The organism is Chryseobacterium lathyri, assembly GCF_003290185.1.
Classification (GTDB): domain Bacteria; phylum Bacteroidota; class Bacteroidia; order Flavobacteriales; family Weeksellaceae; genus Chryseobacterium; species Chryseobacterium lathyri.
On sequence record NZ_QNFY01000016.1, the window covers coordinates 45,168 to 67,859 of the forward strand.

Sequence of the window (22,692 nt, forward strand, 5' to 3'; positions counted from 1 at the left end):
TTCATTTACGATTTAACATTATCATTTGTATAGTTTCAGAGTTAGAATTTTAACTCCTTTAGAGGCACTGATTTTTTCAGTGTCTTTTTATTAAAAATAATTTAACTCTAAAAAAGGATTGTCTATTTAAAATAGGAACTTTTAATTCACGGTTTAGTTAAGTATTGTACTGAATAATTGATAATTTACGGTTTTTTTATTATTTATTTGAAATATAATTTAAATATTTCTGGTTAATCATGATAAATTATGAATGTTTTAATACAGGATATTGCAGGATGCCCGAATTTTTGTAACGGTGTATTTTGGTAACATAAAAATTAACATATGTCTTTGATAGTTAAACACAAAAATATAAAGCGAATAGTGTTTCCGGCATTTATGCTTTCAACAAGTTTTGTCTGGGGGCAAAAGGCAGTAAATGATACTGTGAAGAATGGTATAAAAGATATTGAGGAAGTGGTCGTTATTGGTTATGGTAAAGTTAAGAAGTCGGATTTAACGGGATCTGTTTCTTCAGTTTCTGCAAAAGATTTAGCAGCTACACCGGCAATGAATGCTTTACAGGCACTGCAGGGAAGAGCTGCAGGTTTGAATATTGTGACAGCGGGTGGTGCTCCGGGAGCCAGCGCAAATGTTACAATCAGGGGAGGTTCTTCCATTACTCAGAGTTCTGATCCGCTTTATATTGTAGACGGCTTCCAATTGGATAACGCTTTGAATGTGATTAATCCTAATGATATTGAAAGTATAGATGTGCTAAAAGGAGCTTCTGCCATTGCCATTTATGGTGCCCGTGGTTCCAACGGTATTATTGTTATTAAAACTAAAAGCGGGAAAAAAGGAAGAACGGTTGTCAACTACAATACTTTCATGTCATTTGATATGCTTTCAAAAAAACTGGATATGCTTTCAAATCCAGAACAATATGTAAAATATCAATACGAATTGGGAGTGCTTCAGTCCAAACCATCAGCGTGGAGTAATGTTTTTGACAATAATTTGGGTACAGATTCACCAGGATTTTATTCAGGAGCCTATCAGAGAATTGCCAATCGCTACGGATCTGCTTCTGCATTAGACTGGCAGGAAAAAATGTTGGGAGGAACAGGTTTAACTCAGAACCACAACGTAAACGTTTCTGCCGGAAACGATAAAACACAGGCATTCATTAGTTATAATTACAATAAGCAGGAGGGTTTGCTTCAAAATTATAGCGAAACAAGAAATTCATTACGTGCCAATATCACTTCAGAGTTGTATAAAGGGGTAAGAGTAGATTTCAACACCATGTTTACGAACAATTCTGTAAACGGGGGAGGTGCTTATTCAGGAATGAAAAAAATTCTTCTTCAGCCTATCACCGGGGGAACATTATTTACTCAGGATCAGTTGTTCAACACTCAGACTTTCCCGGATTTTTCAGCTTTAGATTCTGGGTTCGATACAGAAAACCCATTCATAGAAACCCAGGCATCTACTTCGAACAAACGTACAAGAACATTCGTAGCCAATGCAGGTATCGAATTTGACTTTCTGAAAAACTTCACATGGAGAACCGCCGGACAATATAGCTGGACAAACAGTAAATCAACATCATTTTCAGATCAGAATTCCCGTGCCTTTCTTACAGATCCTATCAACACAGGGATTAACGGAAATATTGCCAATGCGGAAACATTCCGTTATCAGATCACCAATACTTTGAATTATAATAAAACTTTTGGTGAAAAACATAAAGTAAATGCTTTAATCGGGAACGAAATCTGGTATGAAGAATCCGAAGGAAGCAGCATGAGGCTTACAAAATTCCCATATCCTAATTTCGGATTGGATGATATTGCCAACGCAACGGTTGCCGATAAAAATACAGATAGATCAAGCAACAGCTTACTTTCCTATTTTGCCCGTGTGAATTACAACTATGATAATCGTTATTTAATTACAGGAACAATACGTGCAGATGGTTCTTCAAAATTTGCAGAAGGTTCTCGCTGGGGATATTTTCCGTCTGTAGCAGGTGCATGGCGTGTTTCTCAGGAAAATTTCTGGCAGGGTCATAAGATCGATAAAATCGTTAATGATTTTAAATTAAGAATTGAATATGGGGTTACGGGTAACAATGGAGTTGCTAATAACTTATGGAGAACCAATGTTTTACTTACAGATTATCCAATGAACAATACTCAGGGATATCCGGCATACGTTACAAGTACAAACTGGGGAAATCGTGATCTTCAGTGGGAAGAGCTGAGAACAACCAATATTGGTGTAGATTTAGCTTTTTTTAAAAACAGAATTAAATTAACCTCCGAATGGTATAATAATAACGTAAGCAAAATGCTTTTCGAAAGTGTACTTCCCGTTTCTTCAGGATATTCAAGACAATACCAGAATATTGGTTCTATGAGAAACAGGGGGATGGAATTCACACTAAATACGGTGAATTTAAGATCAGAAAATTTCAGATGGACAACAGATCTTAATATCTCTTTCAATAAATCTAAAGTTCTTTCTCTTGAAAACGGACAACTGAATAAAACATTCAGCGTAGGAGGCAGCAGAACGGGAATGGTGACTTACTACGCAACTGTAGGAGAGGAATTAGGAGATATGTACGGATATATTTATCAGGGAGTATATACCACGGATGATTTTACTCAAAATCCGGACGGATCATTAACCTTAAAACCGGGAGTTGTAAAACCTTCAACCGGAACTCCTAAACCGGGAGATATGAAATTTGCTGCTGATAATGAAGCAGGAGATCAGTTTACAAGAAAAATGCAGAAGATCGGAAACGGTACTCCGGACTTTATCGGGGGAATCAGTAATAATTTCTCTTACAAAGGCTTTGACCTGGCCGTATTTATGAAATTCAGCGTTGGGAATGATATTTACAATGCTACTAAACAAAGTTTAAGTCCATATGCAATGTTCCAGAATGTTCCTTCAGAATTCGGAAACAATTATTATCATTTGATTGATCCTAATACGGGACAGGCAACAACTAATCTCATCAGGCTTAAAGAACTAAACCCGGATGAAAATTCAAGACTTTGGAGTCTGAGCAATGCAAATACTGTAAATATTGCTTATCCATCATCATATTATGTAGAAGACGGTTCTTATCTGAGAATTTCCCAGGTAACATTAGGATATTCTTTTCCCAAAGAGTTTTTAAATAAAGTGATGCTGTCTAATGCCCGTATTTATTTTACAGTTAATAATTTGGCTACAATTACAGGGTATTCAGGGTATGATCCTGAAGTTACGGCGGCAAGCGGGGTGACTGTTACACCTGGATATGACAGTTCTACATATCCTCGTTCAAGAAGCTATGTTCTTGGTCTTAATTTAACTTTCTAATATGTAATATTTAAATCATGAAAAATATATATAATACTCCCATATTTCTAAGAAAACTAGTCATTCTTCCCTCAATTTTCGTAGCCGTTTTAGCAATGAATTCATGCAGCGAAGATTTTCTGGATCAGCCTGCTTATAATTCATTGGATACAGAATCTGTATTTAAAAATATAGATACTGCAGAGATGTTTGTTCTGGGGTGTTACAGAGGTATAGTTCCAACTGAAATGTATTATCAGCTGGGGGCAGGAGACACCGTAACCCACTCCTCAGAAGATGGTTCTACAAATAATTCCAAATATAATATTGCCAACTATCAATATGATGCCTATACTCCGAATACAGTTACAGGGATTTACTCTGCGATGTATGCGGTTATTGAAAGAACAAATATTGCAGTGAGCGGATTAAGCAAAATGGAAGCAAGCACAAAACGTGATGCTTTATTGGCTGAAGTGAAGGCCATTCGTGCATTTTGTTATTATAATTTAATTCGCGTTTACGGAGACGTTCCTTCGGTTTTTAAACCTCTGGATGAGATGGATCCGAATGACCCAAATACATTATATCCAAAACGTACTTCAAGGGACGAGATTTACGATCGCATCATTGCTGATCTTCAGGAATCTGTAGTAAACATTCCAAATTTTGGACAAAGTGGATATGCAACAACAGAACGTTTAACGAAACAGGGAGCTAATGCCTTATTGGCGAGAATTGCCCTTTATGCAGCAGGGTATTCCCTTCGTTGGGACCTGAATACCGGAAGCGGGGCCATGATGTCGCGTCGTAGTGATAACAGCAGAGTTCAGCAGTTGTACCAGATTGCAGACAATGCCTGTGCTGCTATTATCAACGGAGGGACAAATACTTTGGTTCAGGCCCAGGGAGGCAAAAGTGGTTTTGAAGCGCTGTGGTTCAATTTCTGCCAGAGAAAATTTTCAGTGACAAACTCAGAAATTCTTTGGCAAGTTGCTGAATATGGGGCAAATACAAACTCAGCTTTTGGAGTGTACGCCAATGAGGGTTCCCGTGGAGGAACGTATGGATCAAGAAAGGCACTACAATTCATTCTTCCTAGTTATTATCTGTCTTTTAACCAGGGAGATACACGTAGAGATGTTTCTTGTACTTCTTACAGTGTATACTTCTTAAATAATGGTTCAGCAGGGGATACCTGGGTGAATGCCGGAACTACATTTTCCTGCATTCTGTCAGGTAAATTCAGGATGGGATGGTGTGTTGCGCCTCAGGCGGCAGATGCACGTAATTTAAATATTCCTATTTTAAGATATGCGGATGTTTTATTAATGTATGCAGAAACCCAGAACTATTTAAACGGAGGGCCTACTGCTGCGGGAACTTCTGCTTTAATGCAGGTAAGAAACCGTGCAGGAATCGGGGCTATATCGGTTCCGTCTGGTCAGCAGGCATTTGAAGCCGCTATTGTTCAGGAGCGTAAATGGGAATTTGCAGGAGAGTTTAATCTTCGTACAGATTTGATCAGAATGAATCGTTTGGCAAGCGAAATTGATGCGACAAGGCAGGCGATGAAAAACTTGTCAAACAAAACGGGAGCCTATGCAAATACACCTGTTTACCGACTTTATAAACTTGAAAAAAATGCACAGGTTTATGGTGATCCGTTTTTGGCATTAAAATATATTGATATTACGAGTCCTGCAGAAATTGCAGTAATTACTAATGTTCCGACGAGTTCTACAGGCTTCGCGAATTATCAGACCGCATTAAGAGCTATTGCAGTAGCACACGGACAAGCCACAACAACGGATGACAAATGGTATCCTGCAAATATGTTCCAGGCTTATAACAGTACATTTAACAGCAATGCAAAAAGGACAGCCGGATTTATAGGAGCTGCTGCAGGCCAGCTTCAGATCGGGAGTATCATCTACACCAAGCCAACAGGCTCAGCAGAAAACGGAGGAACATATCCCAACTGGATAGAAGGCGGGGGAGACGGTCTTTTCTACGGATTTGTACCGAATAAAACAGAATTGCTTCCTTTTGCTGCACAGTCGGCAGGTCATCCGTTGGTTGATAATCCAAATCTGAGTCAATTGCCCGGATATTAATTCAAATAAAATTTAACATTAAGAAATTTAGAATGTATGATTTAAGGGTTTAAGCTAAAATGTTATGCTTCAAAAACATTTTGGATGTTCCTTAATAGTTCTTAACCTTTTACATTTCTTAATGGTTACAATAAAAACAACCATAACCACAAAATTATTAATCAAAATAACCGGAATCAGATTGATATAGAATTCATTTATTTAAACGTTAATTTATCTTTAAATAAAGCATTTAGCAGTATAGTACGGGATGCTATAAAAAATATTACGATCTAATTTTGGTTAAAATTTAGAAATATAAGATAACAAATGGAAAAAGTAAAAGCATTTAATTACGTAGACTATTTATGGGATGAAAACAAAGCGGCATCTTTAGGAAATGATCAGGTGGCTTTATTTTTATACCGCTCAAACATATTAGGGGCAGATTTAAGAATTACCAATTATGGAGGAGGGAACACAAGTTGCAAAACCATTGAAAAGGACCCGTTAACCAACGAAGAAGTTGAGGTAATGTGGGTAAAAGGTTCAGGTGGCGACATCGGAACTTTGACTAGAAAAGGAATTGCCGGATTATACACAGAAAGACTGAGAAACCTGAAAAATGTGTACCAGGGCTTGGCAGATGAAGACAGAATGGTAGGCTTATTTAATCACTGTATTTTTGATCTGGACAGCAAAGCGCCCTCTATTGATACGCCTTTACATGGTTTACTTCCATTCAGACATATCGATCACCTTCATCCGGATGCTTTAATTGCGGTAGCTGCTGCAAAAGACAGCGAAAGAATTACAAAAGAAATCTGGGGCGATACAATGGGCTGGGTTCCATGGCAGCGTCCGGGTTTCGACTTAGGATTGCAATTGGAAAAATGTTTAAACGATAATCCTGGAATCCGAGGAATTGTTTTGGGCAGCCACGGATTATTTACCTGGGGGGATACTTCTTACGAATGTTACATCAACAGTTTGGAAGTTATCGAAATGGCTTCTGAATATATTGCTAAAAAAATCGAAGAAAAAGGGCAGGTTTTTGGCGGACAAAAAGTGGAATCTCTTCCAGCTAACGAGCGTAAGAATAAAGCAGCTCAATTGATGCCGTTGTTACGCGGTTTAGCTTCATCTGAAAGCAGAATGGTTGGCCATTTTATAGACAGCGATGTTGTGTTAGAGTACATCAATAGTAATGATTTGGAGCGTTTAGCACCACTGGGAACTTCTTGTCCGGATCATTTTTTACGTACGAAAATTCAGCCTTTAGTTTTAACTTTAGACAAAAATGAAGATTTAACTGATTCTAAAGCTGTTTTAGAAAAATTAAATCCTCTTTTCGAACAATACAGACAAGAATACAAAGAATATTACGAAACCTGCAAGCACCCAAACAGCCCCGCAATGCGTGATCCGAACCCTGTGATCATCATTTACCCGGGAGTGGGGATGTTCAGTTTTTCAAAAGATAAGCAGACAACGCGTGTTGCAAACGAATTTTACGTAAATGCAATCAATGTAATGCGTGGTGCAGAAGCCATTTCTGAATACACTTCTTTACCGAGACAGGAAGCATTTGACATTGAATACTGGTTGCTTGAAGAAGCGAAACTTCAGAGAATGCCCAAAGAAAAGCCATTGTCAAGAAAAATTGCAATCGTAACCGGAGCCGGAGGTGGAATCGGACAGGCTATTGCAGACAAAATGGTTCAGGAGGGCGCAGTAGTTGTTTTCACAGACCTGAATCAGGAAGCTTTAGATTCTGTTACAGAAAAATACAGCAAAGATCAAGCTGTAGCCGTAACTTGTGACGTGACCAATGAAGAAGCGATTGTCAATGCTTTTAAAGATACAATTTTAGCATTTGGTGGAGTAGATATCATCGTTCATTCTGCTGGTTTAGCGATTTCTAAATCTTTGGAAGATACTACAACAAAAGATTGGGATTTATTAGAAAATGTTTTGGTAAAAGGTCAGTTTTTGATAGTGAAAAATGGTGTGGAAATCATGAAAAAGCAAGGTTTAGGAGGAGATATCGTTAATATTGCAAGTAAAAACGGATTGGTTGCCGGACCGAATAATGTAGCTTACGGAACTGCAAAAGCAGCCCAACAACACATGACAAGATTATTGGCAGCAGAATTGGCAACGGATAAAATTCGCGTCAATGTGGTAAATCCTGACGGTGTAATCGTAGGCAGCAAAATCTGGGAAGGAGCCTGGGCAGAAGGCCGCGCAAAAGCAAACGGAGTTACTATTGAAGAACTGCCTGCATTTTACGCAAAAAGAAATTTATTAAATGAAATTATTCTTCCTGAAGACATTGCCAACGGAGTTTTCGCCTGTATCGCAATATTAGATAAAACGACAGGAAACATCATCAATGTAGATGGAGGAATGGCAAATGCATTTCCAAGATAATAGATTAAAAAAATTAATACAAAAGCCTTTTTTGACACTTAAGTTGATTAAGTTAACTGTAAAATGTAAAAAAGAGCACCTAAGTTTTTTTTGAAAATCTTTGATTTTCTTCTTATGTGGACTTTTTATTTTCATTGATTTAAACTTTTTTAAAGCTTAAGTGTTCCAAAATGTTTAAAAATAAGAAGCTTTTGTGTCTATAAATCAATTCAAAAAATCAAATTATGATTATAGGAAAAGATATCATTGAACAATACAATACAACAGAAATTGAAAACTTTACTGCAGATTTTGATTTTCTACAAAATAAATTAACAAAATCAGGAGCAGATGTTGCTGAGATTGTCAATAAAATTGCTGATTTTCAAGTAGCCATTCCGAGTTGGGCTTTAGGAGCCGGAGGAACAAGGTTCGGGAGATTTTCTTACGGTGGTGAACCTTCTTCTTTAGAACAGAAATTAGATGATGTAGGATTGATTCATGCTTTAACGCATTCTGCAGGAGCTGTTTCGTTGCATATTCCTTGGGATATCCCGGGTGATGTGAAAGCCATTAAAGAAAAAGCTGCATCTCACGGACTTGTTTTTGATGCCATGAATTCCAACACTTTTCAAGATCAGGCAGGAGCTAAACAATCTTATAAATTTGGTTCTCTGAACTCTGTGAATGAAGATTCTCGGGCTTATGCCGTAGAGCACAACAAAGAAGTGATCAGAATCGGAAAAGAATTAGGTTCCAAAAGCTTAACCGTTTGGTTGGCGGACGGAGCAAGTTTTCCTGGACAATTGAATTTCCAGACGGCTTTGTCGAATACTGAAAAAAGCTTAAAAGAAATCTATGCAGGAATGCCTGAAGATTGGAAGCTTTTCATAGAATATAAACCTTACGAGCCGAATTTTTATTCAACAACCATTCAGGATTGGGGAACTTCGTTTATGCTGGCCAATGCTTGTGGAGAAAGAGCTTACACATTGGTAGATTTAGGACATCATTTACCGAATACCAATATTGAGCAGATCGTTGCAACCTTAATGTACAAAGGGAAATTAGGAGGTTTCCACTTCAACGACAGCAAGTATGGAGATGATGATTTGACGGTAGGTTCCATTAAACCTTACGCTTTATTCTTGATTTTTAACGAATTGGTATATGGAATAGAAAATAATCCTCAAAATCCTTACCCGGCTTGGATGATCGATGCAAGTCACAACATTAAAGACCCGTTGGAAGATTTGTTACAGTCTTTGGAGGCCATTTTAATTGCTTATGCACAGGCACTTTTGGTTGATCAGAAAGCATTAAAAACAGCCCAATTAAACAATGATGTCGTTGGTGCTCAGGATATTCTGCAGAATGCCTACAGAACAGATGTTCGTCCGTTATTAAGAGCTGCAAGGTTGCAGACAGGGGCGGCTTTAGATCCGATCGCAGCTTACAGAAATTTAAAGGTAAGAGAAAATTTAATTACCGAAAGAGGCTTAGAAACCAAAGCAACGGGATTATAAAATCCTGTTTTAAAATTGATAATTTCAACTTTTGAGTGCAATCGAAAGTTTTTATTATATGTATCCTTATTTTTTTATCATTAAGGTTGAAAGTGTTTGGATGTAGGATTTAGCTTTGCTGCTTAAGAAATAAGTGGATTTTTTCTTAATACATCTTACCATCTGAACACTCCTTAATGGTGTTTAAAACAAAATTAGTATGCTTTGCTGAGTAAAACGCCTTGCGAACTTAAAAACGTACAGTAGTCAAATGAAACTTTGTGGACTCTGCGTTTAAAAAATAGATTGCTTTGTCGCTTTGCTCCTCGCAATGACAAAAATAAAAATTCATCCCAAGAATGTCTAAAAAAAAGGTAACCATAGTATTTGATATTGGAAAAACCAATAAAAAGTTCTTTTTATTCGATAAAAATTATAAAGAAGTTGTTCGGGAATATACAGAATTACCGCTCACCACTGATGAAGATGGTTATCCCACGGAAGATCTTGCAGCCCTGCAAAACTGGATAAAAGATAATTTTAATGCCATTCTTGATAATGAAAAATATGAAGTAAAAGCAATCAATTTTTCCACATATGGAGCAAGTTTCGTGCATCTGGATCAGAAAGGAAATGTTCTGACTGCACTGTACAATTACACCAAACCGATGGATCAGGAAATTCTTGATTTATTTTATGAAAAACATGGAAGCAAACTGAAAATTGCCCGCGAAACAGCATCACCTCAGGCAGGAATGTTGAATTCAGGTCTGCAATTGTTTTGGTTGAAATATAAGCATCCTGAAATATTCAAAAAAATCCGCTACAGTCTACATTTACCTCAGTATTTATCATATTTGTTTACCGGAATTGGTGTATCAGAATTTACGTCAATAGGCTGTCACACCAACTTATGGGATTATGACAAAGCTGATTACCACGAATGGGTGTATGAAGAAGAAATAGATGCTTTATTGCCACCCATTGTACCGACTTCGGCAAGCATCAATACATCTTACAGAAATAAAAAAATTAAAATTGGTGTTGGAATCCACGACAGTTCTTCCGCGTTGCTGCCTTATATTTTAAGTAAAAAAGATCCTTTTTTATTGCTTTCTACAGGAACCTGGAGTATTTCTCTGAATCCGTTTAATGATGAAAGCCTTACTGATGAAGATATAGAAAATAATTGCCTGAATTATATGCGGATAGATGGGAAACGTGTAAAAGCATCTCGTTTTTTCATGGGAAACGAATACAAAATTCAGGTTGAAAAATTATGTGCTTATTACGGAAAAGAATATGGTTTCCACAGAGAAGTACAGTTTGATCAGGATTTGTATTTGCGTTTAATGAAAAATAAAAATATTTATTTTCGCTTTGAAGGAATTATTTTAAAACGAAAAATGATCAGTGAAACAGATTTAAAATCATTTGCAACTTTCGAAGAAGCGTATCACCAATTGATGATCGAACTGATGGATTTACAGATTCATACGATTACAAATGCAATCGGAAATTCAGATATTGAAAACATTTACATCGATGGCGGATTCACCGGTAATGATGTATTTATGAAACTAATGTCTCATCATTTTCAGCATTATAATGTGATGTCTACACATTCTCCGTTGGGTTCTGCTTTGGGAGCTTCCATGGTGATTTCCAACAAGAAAATAGACGAAACTTTTTTACAGCAGCATTATCAGATGAAAGTGCTTCAACCGTTAATTCTTAATTTATAAATCATGTCATTTCCATTTGATACCCGTTACGCTTCACTTGAACTTTTAATTGAAAAGGCAAAAAAAAGAATGCCTCGCTTCGCTTTCGAATATCTGGACGGAGGTTGTAATGAAAACATCAACCGAGACAGAAATACGAGTGAATTAAGAGAAGTTTTGCTTCGTCCACGTTATCTGAATAATTACAGCGAAACCAGCATGGAAACTGAATTATTTGGAGTAAAATATTCTGCGCCATTCGGGATTTCTCCTGTAGGTTTACAAGGATTAATGTGGCCAAATGCACCGGAAATTTTAGCCAAAGCAGCTTTTAAACATAATATTCCTTTCATATTAAGTACTGTAACGACAAGCAGCCTTGAAAGAATTTCCGAATTAACAGAAGGAAAAGCCTGGTATCAATTATATCATCCAAGAGAAGAGTGGTTGCGCGATGATATTCTTGACCGCTGTGAAGCTTCAGGTTATGATGTACTTGTCGTTTTGGCAGATGTTCCCACTTTCGGATACAGGGCAAAAGAAATCCGGAATGGGTTAGCCATGCCTCCTCAATTGAATTTCCGAAACGTTTCCCAGGCTTTGGTAAAGCCACAATGGTGTTTAGAGATGCTGAAATATGGCGTTCCGAGCTTTAAAACAATGGAAAAGTATATGGATAAAAATATGAATGTGAAACAGCTGGGACAGTTCATGAATTCTACGTTTTCCGGAAGATTGAATCCGGACAGAATCAAGGCTATCCGTGATAAATGGAAAGGAAAGCTGGTCATCAAAGGGGTCGCTTCAGACGAAGATGCTGCAGAAGCTGTACGATTAGGATTTGATGGAATGATCATCTCCAATCACGGCGGAAGACAGCTCGATGCCGGAGAATCTACGATTGCCGTAGTGAAAGAAATCAGCGAAAAATATAAAGGTCAGATCAAAATAATGATGGATAGCGGCGTAAGAACCGGTCCTGATGTTGCCCGTGCTTTAAGTTGTGGTGCAGAATTTACCTTTATGGGAAGGACTTTTATGTATGCAGTGGGAGCTTTAGGTGAAAAAGGCGGTGATCATATCATTGAAATGCTTAAAATGCAATTCAGACAGGTTCTGGAGCAGGTTTGCTGTGAAAAACCGGAAGATTTACAAAACTTTAGAGTGAAATAAAATTTTTCAGGTTTTGTTACTATTCAATAGAAATAGGCTTTAGTCCATTTTCAATAAGAAATTCTACATTTGGCTTTAGCCAAAAACCTACACTAAAATAAAAAAATTCGCAAGCTAGCTTTGCGAATTTTTGTTTATCAAAATCTTGATAATTTATTTTTTCTTTTCAGATTTTACGGCTTGTCTGGCTAGTAATTTCCAGTCGTTTTTCACTTTTGCCCAAACCAATAATACATCCAAAGCTACATCACCCGGAGTTTTTCCAAGATCAGCAGTCGTTGCATAAAAATGGTGGCGGACAATCGCTGTGTTTCCAATGATATTGATGTTTTGGTTCGTAATATCAATCGTTACAAAATCTGATTTTTTAGTGACTAATTTGTCTACAAATTCTGCAGCGTCGTCTATATGCCCACCCGAATGTCCATAAGTTAGTTCAGGTAAAATCAAAGCTTCTAGACTTGTTTTGTCACCGCTTATCATGGCTAATCTTAGCCTTTCAGCAACAGCATTTACAGCCTCCTTATCACTTATTTTCTGCGCTGAAATACTTACTGCCATCATAAAACCAATGGCAAGAATTAATTTTTTAATCATAATTGAATAATATATTTCTTGATAGTATTTAAAAGTGTTTTGTTCTAAATTTGAAAAGCACTATCTGTGTAATCGATTGCATAATTGGATCTAAAACTAAAATAATAATCATTATAAAGAATCTCTCTGAATAAATTTAAAGACATTATTCACAGATTCTTTTTTATTTTTCAGAATCATATAAGCTGCAGATTCTCCCATAGCTTTAAAATCTGTAGTAATTACGGTAATTCCAAGTAGTTCTTTAAGAGGCGTTTCGTTATAGGAAATAATTCCGATGTCTTTGCCCAGCTCAAGATTTTTCTGTCGGATTTGCTTAACCAGATTCACCAGATCCCGTTCCCGAATCGTGATGAAAATATCTTTATCCTGCAATTCCATGTCGGGATAAATCTCGTCAAGAATTTCATAATCGAGTTTAAAATCCTTACAGAATTTTTCAAAACCGCGGACAATGCGGAAAGGATAGGGGTGAATGGATTTATCGGGATATACTAAAATGATCTTTTCGTATTTTTTTATTTTGTCTAAACCTTCTTTTAAAGCATTGTAAATATCATGTTCGAAATCCTGAAAAATAGAGCCATATTCTCCGGAAATATTAGGCTTGGTATTGTCTAACAGCAACAATTTGTTTTTCGGAATTTGTTCAATCATATCTAAAACCTGCTGTGTTGAACTGGTATGTTTAGACTGTTCATCCCGAAAATGAGGCATGATCACATAATAATCAAATCCGCCCAGGTTCTTTTTTAACGAATTAATGAAAAGCGTTTCGTCACAGTGATAAATATACATCTCAACATTGCCTTTGGTACCGATTGCATTGACGAAATAATTGTAGATCATCATTTTATAGGTACTCGGTTTGTTGATCAGGAAGAAAATGTTGATCACATCGTTTTTATTAACACGTGAGATGTAATAGCCTTTTCCCTTTACAGATTCGATGATTTGCCTTTTCCGGAGCTCTTTATAAGCTTTTTCTACAGTATCTCTTGAAAGAAAGCAGGACTCGCTGAGTTCGTTTATGGAAGGAATTTTTTCTCCAATCTTAATTTCTCCACTATCAATTCCGTTAAGAATAGAATCTACAATCTGTTTGTATTTAGGAACTCTGGAATGCTCATTGATTATTATTTCAAATGTTTCGGCCATGATGTTGAGATAGGAGATATTTATTTCAGTTTATAAAATAACTCGAGGTTAACGAACGGTGCAAAGCAAGTTACAAAAATTTATGATAACTTTTTTGATATGCTTTTAATGATAGTAAATGTTTAAATATTAATTATAAATGTGATTGTTCCGGTATAAACTATAACGGAAAAATACGATTTTAGTATACAAAGTTAAGCACAATGTATAAAAACTTAATAAAGCTGTTTGATTTTGTGTAACCTGAAGTTGATATCTGGTAAAGCAAAAAAACAGAAAAATGGATTTGAGAATTAAATTTTGGTGTTTATAATTTCAAACACAAAAGATGTAGAAGTTTCGAACTTTCCTCCCTGTGTTGCCCCGAACAGAAATTGAGGGGTCTTACCGTCTTTGTCCATTAAAATCATGGGACGTTCTAATCTCCCGAACCGTTTTAAATGATTGGGTGCTGCAGGCTCCTTAATATAACTCTTCATATTAAGATAAGCGATTTTCGGTTTGGACCAGCTAAGTCCGTCTCTGGAAGTTAAATGTAGGCCGTATTCATGGTTAAAAAATCCCATATCCCGGGCTACTATATGGAATTTTCTGTTTTGTTTCCAGATAAAAGCATCTTCCAGCTGGGCATTTCCAGGCAACAATGAAAAATCAATGACAGGATTTTCCTTTACTTTCTCATAAGGACCTGAAGGGTGGTTCGCCTTTGCCAGTCCATATTTTCTGTTTCCTCTTACCTGGCCTTTCTGATTTTCATATTCTTCAGTGTTCCAGGATTTATAAAAAAGCCAGAATTTGCCATCATTTCCTTTTACAAAAGCTGGGTTTGTAGTGCAATGGTCGTCCCATGAGCCTTTTTCTCCGGGAAGCAGCAGAGGTGTTTCTGGCCTTATCCAATTTCCATCAAGACTTTTTGAAGTGGCAAGCCCTATTCTTTTGGTATTTGTTTTTCCGTTGTGGTTGCCCATATAGAAAAGATAATACTCATCTTTCACTTTGGTAATTAAAGGATTATGACAAGTTGTGGCATCCCAGAATTCGCCACCTCTGGGGGAAAGAATAACTTGTTTATGCTTGAATTCTCCATAGGGAGACTCGGCTTCTGCACGGCAAATTTCAGAACCGTTGAGCCAGCCGCCCATTCCTTTTTCTTTTTTCCATCTGGAATAAAAAAGATGAACCTTACCGTCCTCGCCCCAAATCGGAGAATTACACCAAATGTAATAGTTTTCCAATGAAAAGGTCCGCCCGATTGGTTTTAAATTGAAATAAGGTGTGTCTGTGGATGATGAATCTGTAAATGACAGCCCCAGAACCACAGCTGTGATCCCAAGGGCTGAAGTCTGTAAAAAATCTCTGCGTGTAAAGTGTCCGGGCTTGTCCATCTCATCTGATTTACTGCTAATTTAGTATAAACATATAAGTAGACTGTCCTGTACTTTCGGTGAACTGTTTAATCTGAGCTTATCTGTCTTTAGTTATTTGGTTTTGGTTTTGAAAAATTAAAATCAGGGCATAAAAAAGCCTGCCTAAAGGCAGACTCTAACTACTACTATATGAATCTGAAATTTAAGGCATCTTTTTAAAACCTTCCGCTTTTATTTTCCATGAACCGTCTTTTGGAAAACCCGGAAATTCTCCTTTGGAGCTGTCCCAACCTTCAAGCATCATGGCAACAGCCGTTAATACCCCTCCGTTTCCGGGAAGATAAATACGGAGACGTTTATCCTGGAAATTATGACCGTTTTTAAGATAGGTATTAGTCTGAATGTTCATGAAAAGCGCATCCAGAGCTTTATTTGGAAGTCCTAGTCTTGCGGCATTCATGGCTGTCATTGGGAAATCCCAACCCCACGTATGTTCCCAGTTCCATCTTTCCCAAACGATGTCCAGTGTGTTTTTCATGATTTTTTTATCCAATTTCGGAGATTCGGGAACCATTCCTAATGCTCCCAAAACAGCAGGGTGATCAGTCATCCATTTGGGAAAAGTGAAAGAATCTTTTGCGGATTCGGTTGACAAATAAACACCATCCTGAACAGGAATCGGGGCCAATTTTGTAATAACCTCATCCCATTTTTTATCTCTCGGCTGTCCCAATCTTTCTTTCCATTGCTGAGCAATTTTCAGCGCCCAATCCCAATAAGCTACTTCATAAGTCGGGTTATATGTATCTTTTGCAGGGAAAACTTCCTGTGCCGGAATGACGCCTTTTCCGAGATTATAGCGGTTCTTCTCTTTATCATAATGAGCATAATCTGCCATAAATTCAGCGGTTGCAAAAATCAGGTCCTTATATTTTTCCAAAACTTTCTTGTCCTGTTTGTCGCGGTACAGAAGTTCGGTCATATAGATGATATGCGGCTGTTCCCAGATCAGGAATGCTGCTACAGAAGACGGACTTTCATTTCCTTCATTATCAGACATTTTAATCCATCTTACGCCTTTGTAGCCTTGTCTTTCTGCTAATTTTTTTGCTTTTTCAAAAGTCCTGAAATAATAATCCAATTGTTTTTCCAAGATCTCAGGTCTTCCCCATAAAGCGTAGTGAACACCATGCCACCAATGCATTTCTGTGTGTGGTTTTCCGTACCAGCTGTTGAAAGTTAACCCTGTTTCCTGTGGCGGATTGCTTCCTCCGCATTGTACTTTGGTTAAATACTCTGATAGAACAACCCGGCGTTCCAATTCGTTCGCTCTTGGGTCTGTACTTCCTTCAAAATCAACTGCTGCACCGCTTTTCCAGAAAGATTCCCATCCTGAAGTGCTTTCTTTTTCTGCATCAGCAAATAATGTTTTACTGCTTTTCGGATTTTTAGCTGAAAACTCAACGCTTAATTCTATTTTTTTGTTTTTTGAAGACGGTTCGAATACAAAATAATGTTTTCCCGCTTCACGTAATTTTCCTTCTGTAAAATAAAACTGAGTATAATAATCTGCACTCTGCAACTGATGATGAATTAAGCCTTGCGTTGATTGTGAAGAGACAATTTTTGTCGTATGATCATTTTCATTGCCATAAAAAGCGGCATCATCTAAAAACTGTCCGGTAGGAGAAGGGTAGCGTGCGAAAACTTTCAACCTGTTTTGAGCAATTAAATCAGACTCAATTTTAATTCCGATTTTATCAGAATTCTGAAAAGAAGCCGTCCATACTTTTACAGGTATTCCGTCCAGTGAGAATTCACTTGTTATAATTCCTGTCCAAAGATCAATTTTTTGATTAATGTTTGTCAGATCTGAAATTTTTGCTTTCTGACCATCTTTTTTAAGCAGTTCAATACCGATATTTCCTAATTGCAGACGATGTTTGTTAACTCTGAAATACTCAACGGCTTCTTTATTTCGTTCAGGCTCTTTCAGTTGCACACTGTACAGTGCTTTACGTCCTTCATTGTTGAAATCGTATGCTTTTAATGTTTCTTCAAATTTATAATCTTTAGTATTTGGAAAGCTGTTCCAGCCCCACTCAGACTGCGTTCCCAAAGAAACACCGTTTTTGTAATATTCGGGGAACGACTGCATTCCGGTGATGTCGACCGTGTAAGCAAATTTTCCGTTTCCGACAGTTAAAGTAGATAAGGTATCCGCTTTTGTATTAACCACATTGTGACGCTGGACTACCTTTTTTCGGTCTATTTTCTGGGCAGTTAATGAAGAAAAGCCTATCAGAAAAATGCCAAGATATACTGCTAATTTTTTACTCATATTTTTTTATTTAAGAATAGTGGCACTCATCAATCCGATAACGACATCGTTGCTCACTGCTGTTAATTTTATTGATTTTAATTCTCTGTTTGGGTCAATCGGCAGATCCAGAATGGTTGCGGCACCTCCTTCAACAGACCGACTGCTCACTCCTTTAATTTCCGAATATTTCGTTAAACTTCCTCCTTTGTACAATTCCCCGGTTTTCAGCTGAACCCGGTACGGAATTTTATCATCCGGAATTTCAAAAGCAAAATTATCGTCAAACAAATCCTGTTCGATAGGCCACCAGTTCACGGGGTTTTTTAGTTCTAATTCTGTACTCGAACCGTCTGAATATTGAACCGTAACCGTTCCGTTGGTAATTTGTGACTGCATCGGGTTGGTTGAACCAGCCATCAGAAAATAGACCTTTCTTCCTTTTCCTGTAACAGGGATTTCAACCGATTCCGGAAAATTATCCCATTGACTTGTAAAGACAATATTTTTCTCTTCGTTATTAATTAAAAAAGGAATTCCTAAGAACTCAAGCTTTCCGTCTTTTCGTTTTTTCATCAGTCCGCTGTCATCAATTTGAGTGGTGGTCAGCGGATAGCACCAGTTTCCGATTCCTTGCCATGGAAGCTGCAGGGTAGGGACATTGGGCCGTGGTGAAAGATATTTCTGATTAAAAATTTCGGTTACTCTTTCATTATATTTTAAGGCTAATGAAACAGGACTGAACTCTCCTTTATTTTCGATTTCCCAATCTGTTATTTCTACATTTTGTTTGATTCCATCGTACTCAAGCTGAATGAAGTTGGTTCCCTTGCTTAGATTATTTGTTGGAATTTCAATTGATGTATTTTGATTTTTTTGAATTGAAAAAGTTGTATTTAAATTATCAATATTCAATTTTCCATTGATTGTATTGGATGATTTAGACTGAATTTGCAGTTTTTTATTCACCCATTTTATTTCTAAAGGATATTGAATATCGACATTCACAGGTTGCCACCATTGCGTTCCATTTTGTTCCAATTGAACGAAAAAAGTTCCTTTTCTTTCTTCTTTCACCAAATTAAATTGATTGCCGTTTCGTTTTTTAATTAATGCCTGCGGATCGTAGATTTGTTGAATCTTCTTTTTTGAATCTAAATGGAGCTGGAGATTTTCAGAGATATAATTGATGTAATCTGTCTTTTCGGTTTTTAATTCTTCTCCCGAATATGTAATTTCAATGGAGAATTCTTTTCCTTTTTCTGTTTCTAACTTTACAAAAGGCTGTAAAATAGAATTGGGTTGTATCCTCCAATCTGCTTTTTTACCATTTACTGTCACCGATTTTATTTTGGTATGATTAACAGGAATCAGTACATCAAGCGAAACCGGGTTCATATAATTTGATTTAAGCCAATAATTTGTTTTTTTAGAGTTTCTGTTAAACTTAAATTCCCAATCCGGAAGTTTCAGTTCTGCGAAATTCCAGTCTTTGGGAAATCCTGGTTTTATGTTGATCTTATTTTCTAGTAATTTTGGGTAAATTCCGAAAAGTCCTTCTGTTAAAGTTCTCGCAGCTACACCAATCGGATCGGCAAAATCACGGTACAATTCTCCACGAAAGGCATCATAGTGGGATAATTGCTCAAAATTCCCCGGACTGATTCCATAATACATACTTTCGACCAAATTGCCTTTCCAAAGTCGATAGGCATCATCATTTCTTCCTGCCTGCCAATACGCTAAAGCAGTTTGTAAATTCTCGGCCAAGGCCACATTGTTGATCGACCAATCATAAGGCTGCCAGTTGGTGGTGGAAAGTGTGTAATAATTTTTATTAATTTCACCTTTTACTGTTACGGGAATCTTCGGAATGTGATTGTTGATGTATTGCGTGTTTTGATAATCTTCAAATTCATTTAAAATATAAGCATCCGAAACATGATAAATTGACCATATTCCAGGCTTGTCGTGAAGAATTTTATTACCCAGGGCATCTTTATATTCAGCAAAATAACCTTTACTTTTAATCCAAAGCTGGTTTTTCATGGCTTTAAAAATGGTTTCAGCTTCTTTTTCGTAAGGGGTGGAATCTTCGCCAATGATTTTTGCCAGTTTTGCCATTTCACGGTTGGCTCTGTAATTATAGGCAGAAGTGTGGGTCACTTTTCCGCCTGAATATTGCAAAGCATCACTTGCCCAAATTGCAGCATATGCATCATAAAGGCCATCCCGTTTGAAATTTCGTTTTTCCCAATCCATGTGGCGGACCATTGTTGGCCACATTTTTTTCAAAAAATCCACATCTCCTGTGTAGTTGAAATGAGAAAACATCTGATCAAAGAAAACCAGATTCATATCATAATGATGCGGTTTTGAATTGTCATTGGGATTTCTGGAAATATATCCGCTTGAGAACACCGAAGTTCCCATTTTTTCTTTGTGCCTTGCCAGATGCAAAAGTGTATCTATCTCAACGGGTGCGGAATCGGGTTTTAAAACCTGAGAATTGGAATAGCTTTCAAAGTGTTCTTTTGCACGGTCGTGCCAACTGAGAACATCGGCTGCATAAGCTCCTCGCCAGGCATTTAGCCTCATCCTCCAGGCAACGGCGCCATGAAGAAACGTAGGGCTTTCCCAAACGCCGTCTGCGGCGATGGCAAGAGTTGCTCCGAAATTATTTAAATCCGGATCCGGCGTTTTTAACTGAACACGGTTGATTAATGATAACCGGGATTTTTCGGCTTCGTCAAAAATACTTGTTAGCTGTTCATCTGAAAGATTTTTCTCTGCTTTTCCTTTTTTTATTTGAATATAAACAGGATTTTTTTGTGTTGAATACGTTGCGTAAATTATTGGAGATTTTTCTGCTTTATATTGTGTAAAATCAGATAGTTTTTCCAATGTTTTTGCATCGGCCAATTGTAATGAATTGGTGCTTGAAAAACTTCCATTAATATACTGATTTTCTTTTTTCTTGTTTAAATAAGTAAGCTCAAATTGGTTTTTATTGATTTGAAACCGATTGCCTTCACAATATTCCGGAAGCAAATAAAAACCTGCTTCCGGGTCTGCACCGATGTCGCCATTTCTGCTGAATGTTTTTCCGCTTGCTCCACCATAAACAGCATAGATCTTTGATGCAGGATCAACATTCTCCATTTCCATTTTTAAAATCAAGCCTTCTTCTTTAGATTGTGCTAAAACCACCAATTTTAAATTTCCATTTCCAAGAATCTGATCTTTAATAGTATAAAGCATCAGGCCAGGACGATAACGGGTTTCAATGCTATCGGCCAGAATTAATTTTTTAAATGAATTTCCTTTCTGAATAACAAACTGAAGATTGCCGCCCATTCCGGGAAGATACAATGCAAATTCCGGCAAATCTCCGGCTTCCACTCTTGAAGCAAGGTTGTTGCCATACAAAGCACGGTTAAAACGGTATTTCCCGTTAACCAACAAAAAATCCCCTTTGTCTTCTTTGTAATGCAGCTCCCTCTCATTTTTCTGCCAATGTCTGGATTGAGCGAAAGAATGTGAGAATGCAGACAAAATAATAAAGCCTGCTAAAATGGATGTTTTTTGCATTTTATTTTTTTAAATCAGTTAATGGCTTTCCGTTAACAGTGACATTTTTCAGGGTGACATTCTTTAAAAAATCAACATTATAAGGAATTTCAACACCGTTAATTTTAGCATTAATCATGGTAAAATCTGTTACCGGAGAAGATTCGTAGGCATCAGAAAGAATGGCATATTTTCCGCCTTTTTTTACGGTCAGGTTTTCTACCCAGATGTTTCTGATAGTAGGGATGAAGTTGCCCGGTTTTTCATAATGCATATTGAAACGCACCGCAGCTTCTTTATAAGCGCCTACTTTTGTATTGTAGAAGAATACATTTTCAATAATTCCGCCGCGGCTTGAACTGGTTTTAATGCGAAGTGCCCTGTCAAGATTTTTACTGTCCATCACATTTCCTATGGCATAAATATTTTTTGCTCCGCCTGCAATTTCGCTTCCGATCACTACACCGCCGTGTCCATCTTTCATTTCACAGTTTTCGATGATGTGGTTTTCCGCTGGTTTCCCGATGCCTCTTCCGTCTTCATCTCTTCCGGATTTTATGGCAATACAATCATCTCCCGTATCAAAATATGAATCTTTGATCCACACATTCTTACACGCTTCAGGATCGAAACCATCGTTATTAGGACCATGACTGATTACTTTTACTCTTTCTATCAAAACATTTTCACACAATACGGGATTAAGGTTCCACATTGGAGAATTTTTCACCAAAACATCCGCCATATAGAAATTTTTACTCTTATAAGGCTGAACGAAATTAGGTCTCAGATAATATCCGTCACCGAATATTCTTTCTCTCGGATTTTTCTTTTGAGCCATGTATTCATGTAGTTTTGCACGGGCAGGATTTTGTCTTCCCGGACGGGATTCGTTCCATCCATATTTTTTTGCACCACACCAAAACCACCAATGGTCGTTGTCAGAGTTTCCGTCCAGTGTTCCTTTTCCGGTTATAGCAATATTTTCTTCTTCGTAAGCATAGATCAACGATGAATAATTCATGCATTCCATTCCTTCCCATCTTGTGAAAACAATAGGATAATCATTACTGTCCTGACTGAATAAGATCGTTGCATGTTCACTAACATGTAAATCCACATTGCTTTTTAAATAAATAGCCCCTGTCAAAAAGATTCCTTTTGGAACGACAACTCTTCCTCCGCCTTCTGCATTGCATTTTTCGATGGCTTTTTTAAAGGCTTCCGTATTTTTTGTCTTTCCATCGCCAATGGCCCCAAAATCGGTAATTATATAGTCTTGTTTTCTGAAGCTGGGCTTTACAATTTGTTTTTTTAATGTCTTGATTTCCTTTAAAGGTTGTTCTGAGGAAGTCCAGGGTTTGTATTGCGCCGAAACGGGAATTGACATGATTAATGCGAAAAGTATTAAAGCATATTTTT

12 protein-coding genes are annotated in these 22,692 nt (G+C 37.3%); 6 read left to right on the forward strand and 6 right to left on the reverse strand.

Going from position 1 to position 22,692, the window contains the following annotated elements:
* Positions 1-327: 327 nt before the first annotated feature.
* From DRF61_RS19725 to DRF61_RS19750, 6 genes are all read left to right on the forward strand, one after another.
* Complete coding sequence (locus DRF61_RS19725; RefSeq protein WP_111960273.1) at positions 328-3,369, forward strand: SusC/RagA family TonB-linked outer membrane protein; 3,042 nt, start codon at positions 328-330, stop codon at positions 3,367-3,369.
* Positions 3,370-3,386: 17 nt separating this feature from the next.
* Positions 3,387-5,465, forward strand: a complete 2,079-nt coding sequence (locus DRF61_RS19730; RefSeq protein ID WP_174772302.1) for a RagB/SusD family nutrient uptake outer membrane protein — start codon at positions 3,387-3,389, stop codon at positions 5,463-5,465.
* Between the two features lie 309 nt (positions 5,466-5,774).
* Positions 5,775-7,877 (forward strand): bifunctional aldolase/short-chain dehydrogenase, encoded by a 2,103-nt coding sequence (locus DRF61_RS19735; protein WP_111960277.1) that lies wholly within the window; start codon positions 5,775-5,777, stop codon positions 7,875-7,877.
* Positions 7,878-8,101: 224 nt separating this feature from the next.
* Positions 8,102-9,382, forward strand: a complete 1,281-nt coding sequence (locus tag DRF61_RS19740) for a sugar isomerase (RefSeq protein WP_111960279.1) — start codon at positions 8,102-8,104, stop codon at positions 9,380-9,382.
* Between the two features lie 338 nt (positions 9,383-9,720).
* On the forward strand, positions 9,721-11,106 hold the full coding sequence (locus tag DRF61_RS19745; protein ID WP_111960281.1) for an FGGY-family carbohydrate kinase: 1,386 nt from the start codon (positions 9,721-9,723) through the stop codon (positions 11,104-11,106).
* Between the two features lie 3 nt (positions 11,107-11,109).
* Positions 11,110-12,258: an alpha-hydroxy acid oxidase gene (locus DRF61_RS19750; protein WP_111960283.1), complete on the forward strand. Its 1,149-nt coding sequence runs from the start codon at positions 11,110-11,112 to the stop codon at positions 12,256-12,258.
* Positions 12,259-12,411: 153 nt separating this feature from the next.
* Here the strand turns inward: DRF61_RS19750 and DRF61_RS19755 are convergent, their stop codons facing one another.
* From DRF61_RS19755 to DRF61_RS19780, 6 genes are all read right to left on the reverse strand, one after another.
* On the reverse strand, positions 12,412-12,855 hold the full coding sequence (locus tag DRF61_RS19755; RefSeq protein WP_111960285.1) for a nuclear transport factor 2 family protein: 444 nt from the start codon (positions 12,853-12,855) through the stop codon (positions 12,412-12,414).
* Positions 12,856-12,966: 111 nt separating this feature from the next.
* A complete protein-coding gene (locus DRF61_RS19760) occupies positions 12,967-14,013 on the reverse strand; it encodes a GntR family transcriptional regulator (protein ID WP_111960287.1) in 1,047 nt (348 codons plus the stop codon).
* A gap of 293 nt (positions 14,014-14,306) precedes the next feature.
* Positions 14,307-15,398, reverse strand: coding sequence for a glycoside hydrolase family protein (locus tag DRF61_RS19765; protein WP_111960289.1), 1,092 nt, complete (start codon positions 15,396-15,398; stop codon positions 14,307-14,309).
* Between the two features lie 184 nt (positions 15,399-15,582).
* A complete protein-coding gene (locus tag DRF61_RS19770) occupies positions 15,583-17,721 on the reverse strand; it encodes a hypothetical protein (protein WP_111960291.1) in 2,139 nt (712 codons plus the stop codon).
* A gap of 6 nt (positions 17,722-17,727) precedes the next feature.
* Complete coding sequence (locus tag DRF61_RS19775) at positions 17,728-21,291, reverse strand: DUF4450 domain-containing protein (RefSeq protein WP_111960293.1); 3,564 nt, start codon at positions 21,289-21,291, stop codon at positions 17,728-17,730.
* 1 nt (position 21,292) lies between these two features.
* Entirely contained in the window at positions 21,293-22,660 is a 1,368-nt protein-coding gene (locus tag DRF61_RS19780; RefSeq protein WP_228452549.1) for a glycoside hydrolase family 28 protein, read from the reverse strand.
* Positions 22,661-22,692 lie beyond the last annotated feature (32 nt).